This is a genomic window from Arthrobacter sp. FW306-1B-F12A (assembly GCF_058781865.1).
Genome location: NZ_JBYSXD010000076.1, coordinates 1 through 11,566 on the forward strand (window position 1 = coordinate 1; position 11,566 = coordinate 11,566).

Sequence of the window (11,566 nt, forward strand, 5' to 3'; positions counted from 1 at the left end):
CAGCAAAGCGGCCCCTCCGGAAACCGGAGGGGCCGCCACGATGGCGCTGGGAAGCCGGCGGTTTAGTAGAAGTGCACCGTGTCCACAAGGTGGGGGAGTTCCCCGCCGTCGAGGAACGTACGCAGGTTGCTGGCGAAGCGTTCGGCGATGAGGCGGTTCTCCGCGGCACTGAGTGCCGAGGTGTGCGGCGAGACCATGACCTTCGGGTGGTTCCACAGCGGGCTGTCCTGGGGGAGTGGCTCGACCGCGAAAACGTCCAGGCAGGCGTAGGACACTTGGCCGTTGTCCAAGGCTTCGAGGAGCGCGTCTTCGTCAACCACGGTTCCGCGGCCAACGTTGACGAAGACCGCGCCAGGCTTCATCGCCGAGAAGACCTCGTGGTTGAAGAGTTTCTCAGTGTAGGGAGTGCCCGGGAGGGTGTTGACAACGGCGTCGGCCGTGGCAAGGAGTCCGGCCAGGCCATCGTTGTCCGCGACCTCGTCGATTCCGTCGATCGCTTCGACGTTCCGCTTGGTTCCGCTCACCTTCATTCCAAGGGCGCGGGCGATGCGGGCGGTCTCGAGGCCGATTTCGCCGAGACCCGTGATGACCAGCTTGGAGCGGTTCACAAGTTTGGTGGGGGTGCGCAACTCGGGCCAGACCTTGGCAGCCTGGTCCTGTGCAAGTTCCCCGCTGCGCTTGAAGCCGTTGAGGATGCCCAGGGCTGCGAACTCGGCCAGCGGAAGGGCATGGACGCCTGCCGACGTGGTGACCTTGAACTTCTGCAGGGTCTCGCTGTCAAGCCCCGAGGCCTTCACGGCGCCACCGGCACCTGCGGCCATGGCGTGGATCCACTGCAGGTGCGGGTTGCTCTGTGCGATGCGGGCCAGGCCGGCCGGATTCTCGTTGGGGAAGCCGTACAGGATCTGGGCCTTGTTCAACATGGACCAGTAGCGTTCCTCTTGTTCGGGAGTCCGCTTGAAGTCCGGATCGCCCGAGTGGTCGGCAGGGAAGCGTTCCGGAGGAAGAAGCTCGGGTTCGTAGAGCACCGTGATGCTCGGATCTACTGCGCGGATACGCTCCACATGCTCGGCTTCGAGCGGGACTGCGATCGCGATGGTGAGTTCATCAGTCGTCATGGTGTTCATCATACTGAATTGAGGCTAGGATATTGAACAGTTTTTGAAAGATGAACCACAAAGAAGTGAGGTGTATGCGAAAGATGACCGCCAAGACCGCAGGTTTTGTGGGACTCGGGCTGATGGGCTTCCCCATGGCAGCCAATCTGCTCGGCAACGGCTGGGAAGTGACTGCGTGGAACCGTTCCGCCGAAGCGCTCGCCGAGTTGGAGAAGCTCGGCGGAAATCGTTCGGAGTCGGTTGCCGGACTCCGGGACCAGCCCGTCATCATTTTCATGCTTCCGGATCTCTCCTACATCCTGGATGCCGCCGCGCCGTTGCTCGAGTCCTGGCGCTCGGACGCGCCGCTTCCGGGGACCACGATCATCATCATGAGCAGCGTGTCTCCGGCCGCCGTGCAGGAATTCGGCCGGACGGTCCATAGCGCAAGCGGCGGGAACGCCGTCGTCGTCGATGCACCGGTCAGCGGGGGCACCAAAGGTGCGCAGGACGGCACGCTGGCCATCATGGTGGGAGCCGGCGAAGAAGACTTCCAGCGATCGCTTCCCGTGCTCCAATCCATGGGGACCACGGTCCGCCGCATGGGCAACTTGGGTGCCGGATCGCTGGCAAAGGCATGCAACCAACTGATTGTCGGGACTACGACGGCGGCCCTCGCGGAAGCCGCTGAACTCGCCGAGCGCTCGGGCATGGATGCTTCTGCCCTTTTCGATGTCCTGGCCGGCGGACTAGCCGGAAGCCGGGTCCTGGAGATTGTCGGCCCGCGCCTGGCAGCCAAGGATTACGCGCCCACCGGTCCCGCGAAGTTCATGCACAAGGACCTCAGGTTCGTGCTCGAAAGCGCCGACGCGGCCGGTGCCGCTGTCCCGATGGCGGCTGCCGGCGTCGAACTCTACCGCGAACTGATTGATCAGGGCCTTGGCGACCAGGACCTCGCAGTTGTCCGCCAGGCCATCGCCAACCTCAGCGACTCTTCCGTCAGCCCTTTGAACTACGTAAGGAAACAACCATGAGTGGACTCTTTGATCTCACCGGGCGCGTTGCGCTCGTGACCGGATCCAGCCGCGGCATCGGCAATGCGCTGGCCCGCGGATTGGCCGACGCCGGTGCCACCGTTGTCCTCAACGGCATCAACACGGAACGGCTCAAGGACGCGGAAGCCGCCATGGCGGCGGATTTCGGGCCCGGCCGGATCCACAGTTGTGCGTTCGACGTCACCAGCGATACTGAAGCGGCCCGGGGCATCGCCTGGGTCGAGGAGAACGTCGGCCCCCTCGATATCCTCGTCAACAACGCCGGTATCCAGCACCGGGTTCCGATGCTGGACCTGGATGTGAAGGACTGGGAGCGGGTCATCACCACCGACCTCACGAGCGCCTTCCTCGTAGGGCGCGAAGCCGCCCGTCACATGATCCCTAGGGGCCACGGCAAGATCATCAACATCTGCTCCGTGCAGACTGACCTGGCACGTCCAACGATCGCCCCCTATGTCGCCGCGAAGGGCGGGCTGCGCAACCTGACGCGCGCCATGACCGCGGAATGGGCGGCCTCCGGCCTTCAGATCAACGGCATCGCCCCCGGTTACATCCACACCGAGATGACCCAGAACCTCGTGGACGATCCCGACTTCAACTCCTGGATCCTCGGCCGGACGCCCGCCCACCGGTGGGGCACCGTGGCGGATCTCGCCGGTCCGGCAGTCTGGCTTGCCTCCGAGGCGTCGAACTTCGTCAACGGCCAGACGATCTTCGTCGACGGCGGAATGACGGTGGTCGTCTAATGAGCGCTTTCCAGCTTCCGCAGTCTTCACCCGCGGTCGTGGCGCACGCGGCCGGCGACCTTCGCATCGAGGACATAGCCCTCGTTGTTCCCGCCCCGGACCAGGCCGTTGTCGAGATCGCCTATGGGGGCATCTGTGGCTCGGACCTGCACTACTGGCTCCATGGCGCGGCGGGGGAATCGATCCTCAAGGCTCCGATGGTGCTTGGTCACGAAATCGTCGGGACCGTTGTCCAGCAGGCCGCGGACGGCAGCGGCCCGGCAGCCGGAACGCCCGTCGCCGTCCACCCCGCGACGCCGGCCCCGGGTGCCGCTAAGTATCCGGAAGACCGGCCCAACCTCTCCCCGGGCTGCACCTACCTCGGGAGCGCCGCGCGGTACCCGCACACGGACGGCGCCTTCAGCCGCTACGCCACCCTGCCGTCCCGCATGCTCCGGGCCCTCCCGGCCACGCTGGACTTGCGCACGGCGGCGCTGGTGGAACCGGCCAGTGTCGCCTGGCACGCCGTCGCCCGCGCAGGGGACGTTGCCGGGAAGACGGCGCTGGTGATCGGAAGCGGTCCGATCGGCGCGCTGGCAGTTGCCGTCCTCAAGCGCGCGGGGGCAGCCCGGATCGTGGCCGTCGACATGCACGACAAACCTCTTGAGATCGCGCGCGCAGTGGGCGCCGACGAGGTCCTCAAGGGTGACGACGCCGAGGCGATCGCCGCGGTGGAAGCCGACGTCGTCATCGAGTCTTCCGGCAGCCACTTCGGACTGGCATCGGCCATCAAGGGCGCAGTCCGCGGCGGGAAAGTGGTTATGGTCGGGTTGCTGCCCTCGGGGCCGCAGCCGGTCTTCATTTCGCTGGCCATCACCCGCGAGCTCGAACTGCTGGGCTCATTCCGTTTCAACAACGAGATCGACGAGGTCATTGCCGCCCTTGCGGACGGTTCGCTCTACGTGGACCCGGTGGTGACGCACGAATTCACGCTGGACCGTGGATTGGAGGCCTTCGAGGTGGCCAAGAACTCGGCCGAATCGGGGAAGGTCCTGCTGAACTTCCAGCCTGTGGCATAGGCTCTCAGCCGATGAGTCGGGCGGCGCGGGCGTTCAGCCGTCAGCGCCGCTCTACTGGAACAAATACCCGTGGCTGGCCTTCCCAGTCTGGTGACAGGTCCGCGATGGTCTCCCGCATGATGTTGGAGGCGGCCTCGCGGGCCTTGTCGCCGTCTCGGTCCCGGATGCCTTGGGCTACATCCAGGTGCCATTGCAGGGCCGCTTCCTTCGGATGTTCCGGCATGAGGCCGTGAACGGTCCGGCCGGTGAGTGTCTCAGTGACCTGCCCGATCAGGTTCGCGAACATTTCATTGCCGGAACCGGAGAGCACCAGGGCGTGAAAGCGGATGTCGAGGTCCAGGAAGGTGGGCATGTCGCCCGCACGGCCTGCTTCCCGCATAGCCAGGGAAATGTCCACCAGTTCGCTGCGCAGGGACTCCGGAGCGTTTTCCGCGGCCAGTTCCGCCGCTACGGGCTCGACGGCGGAGCGGAGTTCGGCGAGGGAGCGCAACTGGGCGCCGCGGCCTTCTCCGGCCAGCCGCCAACGGATGACCAGCGGATCGAAGGGATTCCAGCGGTGCGCGGGGAGGACACGGATGCCAACACGCTTGATGGTTTCCACCAGTCCCAAAGACTGCAGCACCCTGACAGCCTCACGCACCACCGACCGCGACACTTTGAGCTCGTCCTCAAGGTGTTCAGCCAACATGACGTGACCGGTAGGGAGCTTACCGCCGACGATCCGGGTACCCAGATGCTCGACAGCGCGGTAGTGGAGACTGGTTGACATAGTCGTAAGCATAGTGGCGTTGATGGTTCCGCCACTGGAAGCCCGAGCGACGGTGAACTCCCCACAGCACGAGCTCGCAACATAGACTCTTTTGTGACGCGGACGTTTCCAAAACGTGGGCGCAACTTTCCCAGACGTGGTCCGAATACGTATGGTTTATTCCAGCTACTGCTCTAGAAAGCGTTTCCTCGCTCCTAGCAGGACTCGATGCACAAGAATGAATTGGAGTTTTGATGTCAGCACACATCGGTGTCACCGGCCTCGCGGTGATGGGCGCCAATCTGGCCCGCAACCTGGCCCGCAACGGCTTCACCGTTGCCCTCCACAACCGCTCCGTCGAAAAGACCGACGCCCTGCTGGCCAAGCATGGCACGGACGGCGACTTCATCCGCACGGAAACCCTCCAGGAACTCGTGGACTCCCTCGAGAAGCCCCGCCGCGTCCTGATCATCGTGAAGGCCGGCAAGCCGGTTGACGCCGTCATCGACCAGCTCGTTCCCTTGCTCGAGCCCGGCGATATCGTGATCGACGCCGGCAACTCGCACTACGAGGACACCCGCCGCCGCGAATCCGCGCTGGCCGAGAAGGGCCTGCACTTCGTGGGCGTCGGTGTTTCCGGCGGCGAAGAGGGCGCCCTGAACGGCCCCTCCATCATGCCCGGTGGTTCGAAGGAGTCCTACGACGCTTTGGGCCCGCTGCTCGAAAAGATCTCCGCCAAGGTTGACGGCCAGCCCTGCTGCGCCTGGATCGGCACCGACGGCGCCGGCCACTTCGTCAAGATGGTCCACAACGGCATCGAATACGCCGACATGCAGGTTATCGGCGAAGCCTTCGATCTCCTGCGCTCCGGCGCCGGCATCGAGCCGGCCGAGCAGTCCAAGATCTTCGCCGAATGGAACAAGGGCGAACTTGCTTCCTTCCTGATCGAGATCTCCGCAGAGGTCCTCGGGCACGTCGACGCCAAGACGGGCAAGCCGTTCGTCGACGTCGTCGTGGACGCTGCCGGCCAGAAGGGCACCGGCCGCTGGACGGTCATCTCCGCCCTCGAGCTCGGCTCCCCGGTTTCGGGCATCGCCGAGTCCGTCTTCGCGCGTGCCCTCTCTTCCCAGGCAGAACAGCGCAAGCTTGGCCAGGAGCTGCTCGCCGGCGAGGAAATCGCCGTCGAGGTCCCCGAGAACTTCGTCGAGGACGTGCGCCAGGCGCTGTACGCCTCCAAGCTGGTTTCCTACGCCCAGGGCCTGGACATGCTGACCTCCGCCGCAAAGGAATACGGCTGGGACCTCAAGCTCGATGAAATCGCCTCCCTGTGGCGCGGCGGCTGCATCATCCGGGCCGAGCTGCTCAAGGAGATCACCAACGCCTACGCTGCCGTGGAGAAGCCGGCCAACCTGCTGTTCGCTCCGGCCTTCACCAAGGCGATCGCCGGCGCGCTGCCGGCATGGCGCCGCGTGGTGGCAACGGCTGTCCAGCTGGGCATCCCGGTTCCGGTGTTCTCCTCCTCGCTGGCCTACTACGACGGACTTCGCCGCAAGCGCCTCGCTGCAGCAGTCATTCAGGGACAGCGCGACCTCTTCGGAGCGCACACCTACGGCCGCGTTGACGCCGAGGGTACCTTCCACACCCTGTGGGGCGAAGACAAGTCCGAGATCTCGGCAGTCGACACCCACTAGGGCTTGCTGCCCCACTCGGTTCATGACAAAGGCCGGCACTTCCGCGTTACTGTGGAGGCGCCGGCCTTTGCCGTAGGCGGGTCGTGCGCATTCAACCCCGTCACACGAGGAGCAGTCCATGCCGCAACGCGTCGCATTTGTCACAGGTGCGTCAACCGGAATCGGTTTTGAAGCCGCCGTCGAGCTCAGCAAGGCGGGAATGGTCGTGTACGCGGGCGCTCGGCGGGTCGAAAAGATGGAACCGCTCAAAGCCCACGGAATCAAGGTGTTGTCCCTGGATGTCACCGAGGATGACTCGATGAAGGCCGCCGTGGATCTTGTCCTGGCAGAGCAGGGACGGATCGACGTACTGGTCAACAACGCCGGATACGGGTCCTATGGTTCCTTGGAAGAGGTGCCGCTGGATGAGGGCCGGCGCCAGTTCGAGGTCAACGTCTTCGGCCTCGCCCGGATGTCCCAGCTGGTGATTCCCGTGATGCGTGCTGCGGCTTCCGGCAGGATCATCAATGTGTCCTCGATCGGCGGCAAAATGTATGAACCCCTTGGCGCCTGGTACCACGCAACAAAATTCGCCGTCGAGGGCCTCAGCGACTCCCTGCGCCTTGAACTAAAGCCCCATGGCATCGACGTGGCAATCATTGAGCCCGCGGGCACGGACACGGAATGGGGAACCATCGCGGGGGAGAGCCTGCTGACTGTCTCGGGACGCGGACCGTATCGCGGGCAGGCCGGGATCGTTGCGGCTGCTTTGGCGTCGACGTCGGGAACTGCGCTTTCGACGCGCCCGCGTATCGTGGCCCGCGCTATCGTGCACGCGGCAACGTCGGGAAGGCCCAGGACCCGATACCCGGTGGGCAGGGGAGCCTGGACCATTCTGGCCTTGCGGAGGGTGCTTCCCGACCGGGCCTTCGACACGGTTTTCTGGAACGCCTACAAACGTTTTTCCGGCTAGATCCGGTATTCGATGTAGTACTCGGCGGGGTCGACGGCGGGTTTCGTTTCGCTCTTGGCATCACGGTGCCGCCACGTTGCGGGCACACCGGTGATGATCGACTCAGGCGGTGCGTCCTTGACCACGACGGCGTTGGCGCCGATGGCACTGTCCGCGCCGATGGTGATGGGACCAAGGACCTTGGCCCCGGCTCCGATGGTGACGCGGTCTCCGATGGTGGGGTGGCGCTTGACCTTGGCCAAGGAACGGCCACCCAGCGTCACGCCGTGGTAGATCATGACGTCTTCGCCGATCTCGGCCGTCTCACCGATCACCACACCCATGCCATGGTCAATGAAGAACCTGCGGCCGATGGTCGCGCCGGGGTGGATCTCGATCCCGGTCAGGAACCGGGCAAGCTGGGAAATCAGCCGTGCCGGAAAGCGTAGCTCGGGGTTTTGCCACAATTTGTGCGTCAGGCGATGCGCCCAGATGGCATGCAGGCCGGAGTAGGCAAAAAAGTTCTCAAAGGAGCCTCGGGCCGCCGGGTCATGTGACCGGGCGGCCTCGAGGTCCTCCATAAGTCTTGCGAAGAAGCTCACAAAGACCTTTCTACAGGAAATGAAAGAAAGCGGTTGCGCGGGGTCCGCAATCAGCCGCGAATATCGTCAAAAAGCACCGTGGAGATGTAACGTTCGCCGAAGTCGGGAACGATTGCCACGATGAGCTTGTCCTTGTTCTCCGGACGCTTCGCGAGCTCCAGCGCACCCCAGACAGCCGCGCCGGCCGAGATGCCGCCCAGGATGCCTTCCTTGGTGCCGAGGGCGCGTGCGGTGGCCACGGAGTCCTCAAGGGTTGCGTCGAGGACCTCGTCGTAGACGTTGGTGTCAAGGATTTCCGGAATGAAGTTCGCGCCGAGACCCTGGATCTTGTGCGGGCCCGGGGCGCCGCCGTTCAGGATGGGGGAGTCCTTGGGCTCAACGGCCACGATCTGGATTTCGGGCTTGCGCTCCTTCAGGACCTGTCCGACGCCGGTGATGGTGCCGCCGGTGCCGACGCCGCCGACGAAGATGTCCACTCCGCCTTCGGTGTCCGCCCAGATTTCCTCGGCCGTGGTGGCGCGGTGGATTGCCGGGTTTGCCTCGTTGGCGAACTGCTGGGCCCAGATGGAGTTCTCCGTGTTAGCGACGATCTCCTGTGCCTTCTCGACGGCGCCGCGCATGCCTTCAGAGCCGGGGGTCAGCACAATCTCCGCACCGTAGGCGCGCAGCATGACGCGGCGCTCGGTGGACATGGTTTCCGGCATCGTCAGGATGACCTTGTAACCGCGTGCCGCACCGACCAGGGCCAGCGCGATGCCGGTGTTGCCCGACGTTCCTTCGACGATGGTGCCGCCCGGCTTCAGCGCACCGGACTTCTCGGCGGCGTCGACAATCGCCACGCCGATACGGTCTTTGACGCTGTTGGCGGGGTTGTAGAACTCCAGCTTCACGGCAACCGTGGCGTCCAAGCCTTCGGTGAGCCTGTTCAAGCGGACCAGGGGGGTTCCGCCGATCAGCTGGGTGACGTCGTCGTAGATCCGTGCCATGTAATCATGCCTATTCTCTGAATTCGCTGAAATAGCTACTGCTGAGGTCAGCCTAACGAGCGGTGCTACACGCTGCTACGCGCGGAGCCACGAAGAGTAATATTTCCGGGCCTTGGCGAGCTTCGGGTTGATGATGACCTGGCAATAACCTTGCTCGGGGAACTTGGCGTAGTAGTCCTGGTGGATGGACTCGGCTTCGTAGAATTCCGGCAGCCTGCTCACCTCGGTCACAATCGGCTTGGACCACAGTTCCTGGTTCCGGAGGATGGCTTCCTCGAAGAGGATCTTTTCTTCAGTGGTGGTGTAGAACATCGAGGAACGGTACTGGGTTCCGACGTCGTAGCCCTGGCGGTTGAGCGTGGTGGGATCGTGCAAGGCGAAGAACATGTCGAGGATGATGTCCGCCGGAATGATGTCCTCGTCGAAAGTCACTGCGACGACCTCTGCGTGACCCGTCATTCCGGAGCAGACGTCGTAATAGTCAGGGTTGCGGATATGCCCGCCCGTGTAGCCGGAAACCACGGAACTGACGCCCTTGGTCTTCTGATAGACAGCGTCGAGGCACCAGAAGCAGCCTCCGCCAAGTACAAAAGTTTTCATGATCTCTTCAATGGCCGGGAGTCCTGGATGATTCCCGCACAACCTTACGGGAGTGTGACGGAGCAGATCCCGCCGGTGGCAACAATCTCAAACAGTCCGATGGCCGCAAGCGCGACTTGGCCGCCGGATGCGCAAGAATGTAATGCATGGAAGCTGTGAACACCGCGGTTGCAGACACGGGATCCGGGGAAGAATCGGAGAACGGTGCAGCCGGGACGCCAGGTACCCCCACGCTTGGTCAGGTCCTCTTGGCAGTGGAGGAGCTCTGGCCGGAATCGCTTGCCGAGGAATGGGACGAGGTAGGACTGGTTGTCGGACGGCCAACCGCTACCGTCACGAAGGTCATGTTCGCCGTGGATCCGACCCTCGCCGCCATTGAAGAGGCCATTGAATGGGGCGCCGAGCTCCTCGTGACGCACCATCCGTTGCTGCTCAAGGGCGTCACCTCCGTTGCTGCCACGAGCGCCAAGGGCCTCGCCGTCCATCGGCTCATTGAGTCCGGTACCGGGCTGCTGACCGTGCACACCAACGGGGACTCCGCCGTCGGTGGCGTTTCCGATGTCCTCGCCGACGCGTTCGGGCTGGACAACGTTGTCCCGCTGGCGCCTGCGGCCCACGGCCTGCCGGAAGAGGGGATCGGCCGGGTCGGCGACTTGCCCGAACTCATGACCCTGGGAGACTTTGCCGCGCGGGTGTTCGAGATCTTGCCTTCGGTGGCCGGCGGCGTGCGGGTCGCCGGGGACAAGGACGGGCTGGTGCGCCGTGTGGCCGTTTGCGGCGGCGCTGGAGACAGCCTCTTCGACGCCGTCCGGGCCAGCCAGGCGGACATCTACGTCACCGCGGATATGCGGCACCACCCGGCGTCCGAGGCGCGCGAAGCTGCCGTTGACGGGAGGCCGTACCTTGTTGACGTATCGCATTTCGCGAGCGAGTGGCTCTGGTTGCCCGCCGCGGCCGAAGCGCTCGGCAACGTGCTCGCGGACCAGGGCCACGACGTCGAGATCCGTGTGGCAACCACCAACAGCGATCCGTGGGACTTCATTCTGACTCCCGGCTAGGCCTGGCGGGCGAGGCAGGGGAGCGCCCTAGGCGATAGAGTCGAGACAAACAGGCCCAAGGCCTGGCTGGGGCTGAATACCAACCCTGGCACGATCAAGCGGAGGTAAGCGTGGCCAAGGCAGCACCGGCGGAACAGTTGAAATTGCTCGAACTGCAGGGGTTGGATGCGAAGCTCAAATCCTTGGCGAACCGCCGCCGCACGTTGGAGACAGACCCCCGCATCACTGATCTTCAGGACGCCCTCAGTGTGGCCAACGGTGCGCTCGGAACCGCGAAACTTGCCGTCCACGACGCCGAAACAGAGCTGCGCAGGTCAGAGGCCGACGTCGAGCAAGTGGCGAGCCGCATTGCACGGGATGAAGCCAGGTTGAACAGCGGCACCGGACTTTCCAAGGACCTCGTCGCGCTGCAAAGTGACATCGCATCACTGAACAAGCGCCGTTCGGACCTTGAGGATGTCGAGCTGGAAATCCTCGAACGCCTGGACGGACTCAGGGAGCGCCAAGCGGCGCAACAGCAGATCGTCGATGATATCCAGGGGTCCTTCTCCGGGATCCGTGCCGAGCTGGACGCCGCGATCGCCGAGATTGTTTCCGAAGAGACGGATGTACGCGCCCAGAGGACCGGCTTCGCCGAAGGGCTCGACGCCGGGATGCTGGCCATCTACGAAAAGACCCTTGCCAAGCGCGGTGTGGGGGCCGCCCGGCTTTTCCACGGCAAGTCCGAAGGCTCGGGAATGACGCTCAGCCCCGGCGACCTCGCCGAGGTCAAGGCCGCGGCCGAGGACGAGATCGTGTTCTGCCCCGACTCCGGCTGCATCCTGGTGCGCTCCGCCGAGTGGAACTAACCACCTGTTCCCCACCCAACTAGCTCGCAGTTAGTGCCGTTATGAGGCGTCAAAACGACATCTAGTGCTAGTTAGACGATATGAAGTGAGGGCGTTCGTTCCCTGCCCGTCCGGACCGGGCCATTGTCGCCGGGCGGCCGCGCAGC

12 protein-coding genes are annotated in these 11,566 nt (G+C 64.2%); 7 read left to right on the forward strand and 5 right to left on the reverse strand.

What is annotated here, in order from left to right; genetic code table 11:
- Positions 1-62 precede the first annotated feature (62 nt).
- Positions 63-1,130, reverse strand: coding sequence for a D-2-hydroxyacid dehydrogenase (locus AC3WJU_RS21620; RefSeq protein WP_492260825.1), 1,068 nt, complete (start codon positions 1,128-1,130; stop codon positions 63-65).
- 71 nt (positions 1,131-1,201) lie between these two features.
- On the opposite strand from AC3WJU_RS21620, the gene AC3WJU_RS21625 reads away from it, so the two are divergent.
- Genes AC3WJU_RS21625 through AC3WJU_RS21635 form a run of 3 tightly spaced genes read left to right on the forward strand, consistent with a single transcriptional unit; the run spans position 1,202 to position 3,956 of the window.
- Entirely contained in the window at positions 1,202-2,131 is a 930-nt protein-coding gene (locus AC3WJU_RS21625) for an NAD(P)-dependent oxidoreductase (protein ID WP_492260828.1), read from the forward strand.
- Complete coding sequence (locus AC3WJU_RS21630; RefSeq protein WP_284751975.1) at positions 2,128-2,898, forward strand: SDR family oxidoreductase; 771 nt, start codon at positions 2,128-2,130, stop codon at positions 2,896-2,898. The genes AC3WJU_RS21625 and AC3WJU_RS21630 overlap by 4 nt, the downstream gene beginning before the upstream one ends.
- On the forward strand, positions 2,898-3,956 hold the full coding sequence (locus tag AC3WJU_RS21635) for an L-idonate 5-dehydrogenase (RefSeq protein WP_476910951.1): 1,059 nt from the start codon (positions 2,898-2,900) through the stop codon (positions 3,954-3,956). The genes AC3WJU_RS21630 and AC3WJU_RS21635 overlap by 1 nt, the downstream gene beginning before the upstream one ends.
- Positions 3,957-3,996: 40 nt before the next feature.
- Here the strand turns inward: AC3WJU_RS21635 and AC3WJU_RS21640 are convergent, their stop codons facing one another.
- On the reverse strand, positions 3,997-4,725 hold the full coding sequence (locus AC3WJU_RS21640) for a FadR/GntR family transcriptional regulator (protein WP_059387761.1): 729 nt from the start codon (positions 4,723-4,725) through the stop codon (positions 3,997-3,999).
- A 233-nt stretch (positions 4,726-4,958) separates the two neighbouring features.
- Here AC3WJU_RS21640 and gnd point away from each other — a divergent pair, with 233 nt between their 5' ends.
- Positions 4,959-6,395, forward strand: a complete 1,437-nt coding sequence (gene gnd / locus AC3WJU_RS21645) for an NADP-dependent phosphogluconate dehydrogenase (RefSeq protein ID WP_492260826.1) — start codon at positions 4,959-4,961, stop codon at positions 6,393-6,395.
- A gap of 118 nt (positions 6,396-6,513) precedes the next feature.
- Positions 6,514-7,347 carry an oxidoreductase gene (locus AC3WJU_RS21650; protein WP_492260827.1) on the forward strand — a complete coding sequence of 278 codons (834 nt, stop codon included), beginning with the start codon at positions 6,514-6,516 and terminating at the stop codon, positions 7,345-7,347.
- On the opposite strand, the gene epsC is transcribed toward AC3WJU_RS21650, so the two are convergent.
- The 3 genes from epsC to msrA all read right to left on the reverse strand — a co-directional run bounded on the left by epsC (position 7,344) and on the right by msrA (position 9,514).
- Entirely contained in the window at positions 7,344-7,928 is a 585-nt protein-coding gene (epsC, locus tag AC3WJU_RS21655; protein ID WP_059387763.1) for a serine O-acetyltransferase EpsC, read from the reverse strand. The two genes, AC3WJU_RS21650 and epsC, sit on opposite strands and share 4 nt — an antisense overlap.
- 50 nt (positions 7,929-7,978) lie before the next feature.
- On the reverse strand, positions 7,979-8,914 hold the full coding sequence (gene cysK, locus AC3WJU_RS21660) for a cysteine synthase A (protein ID WP_059387764.1): 936 nt from the start codon (positions 8,912-8,914) through the stop codon (positions 7,979-7,981).
- Between the two features lie 75 nt (positions 8,915-8,989).
- The gene (gene msrA / locus AC3WJU_RS21665) at positions 8,990-9,514 is read right to left on the reverse strand and encodes a peptide-methionine (S)-S-oxide reductase MsrA (protein ID WP_059387765.1); all 525 of its coding nucleotides are present in this window, start codon (positions 9,512-9,514) and stop codon (positions 8,990-8,992) included.
- 146 nt (positions 9,515-9,660) lie between these two features.
- Between msrA and AC3WJU_RS21670 the strand changes: the two genes are divergently transcribed.
- Complete coding sequence (locus tag AC3WJU_RS21670) at positions 9,661-10,572, forward strand: Nif3-like dinuclear metal center hexameric protein (RefSeq protein ID WP_284991172.1); 912 nt, start codon at positions 9,661-9,663, stop codon at positions 10,570-10,572.
- Positions 10,573-10,682: 110 nt separating this feature from the next.
- A complete protein-coding gene (locus tag AC3WJU_RS21675; RefSeq protein WP_284991174.1) occupies positions 10,683-11,420 on the forward strand; it encodes a zinc ribbon domain-containing protein in 738 nt (245 codons plus the stop codon).
- The last annotated feature ends 146 nt before the right edge of the window (positions 11,421-11,566 follow it).

Bases quoted from the DNA above. Each gene is read 5' to 3' on its own strand.
- AC3WJU_RS21620 (WP_492260825.1), bottom strand. From the start codon at position 1,130: ATGATGAACACCATGACGACTGATGAACTCACCATCGCGATCGCAGTC.
- AC3WJU_RS21625 (WP_492260828.1), top strand. From the start codon at position 1,202: ATGACCGCCAAGACCGCAGGTTTTGTGGGACTCGGGCTGATGGGCTTC.
- AC3WJU_RS21630 (WP_284751975.1), top strand. From the start codon at position 2,128: ATGAGTGGACTCTTTGATCTCACCGGGCGCGTTGCGCTCGTGACCGGA.
- AC3WJU_RS21635 (WP_476910951.1), top strand. From the start codon at position 2,898: ATGAGCGCTTTCCAGCTTCCGCAGTCTTCACCCGCGGTCGTGGCGCAC.
- AC3WJU_RS21640 (WP_059387761.1), bottom strand. From the start codon at position 4,725: ATGTCAACCAGTCTCCACTACCGCGCTGTCGAGCATCTGGGTACCCGG.
- gnd (WP_492260826.1), top strand. From the start codon at position 4,959: ATGTCAGCACACATCGGTGTCACCGGCCTCGCGGTGATGGGCGCCAAT.
- AC3WJU_RS21650 (WP_492260827.1), top strand. From the start codon at position 6,514: ATGCCGCAACGCGTCGCATTTGTCACAGGTGCGTCAACCGGAATCGGT.
- cysK (WP_059387764.1), bottom strand. From the start codon at position 8,914: ATGGCACGGATCTACGACGACGTCACCCAGCTGATCGGCGGAACCCCC.
- msrA (WP_059387765.1), bottom strand. From the start codon at position 9,514: ATGAAAACTTTTGTACTTGGCGGAGGCTGCTTCTGGTGCCTCGACGCT.
- AC3WJU_RS21670 (WP_284991172.1), top strand. From the start codon at position 9,661: ATGGAAGCTGTGAACACCGCGGTTGCAGACACGGGATCCGGGGAAGAA.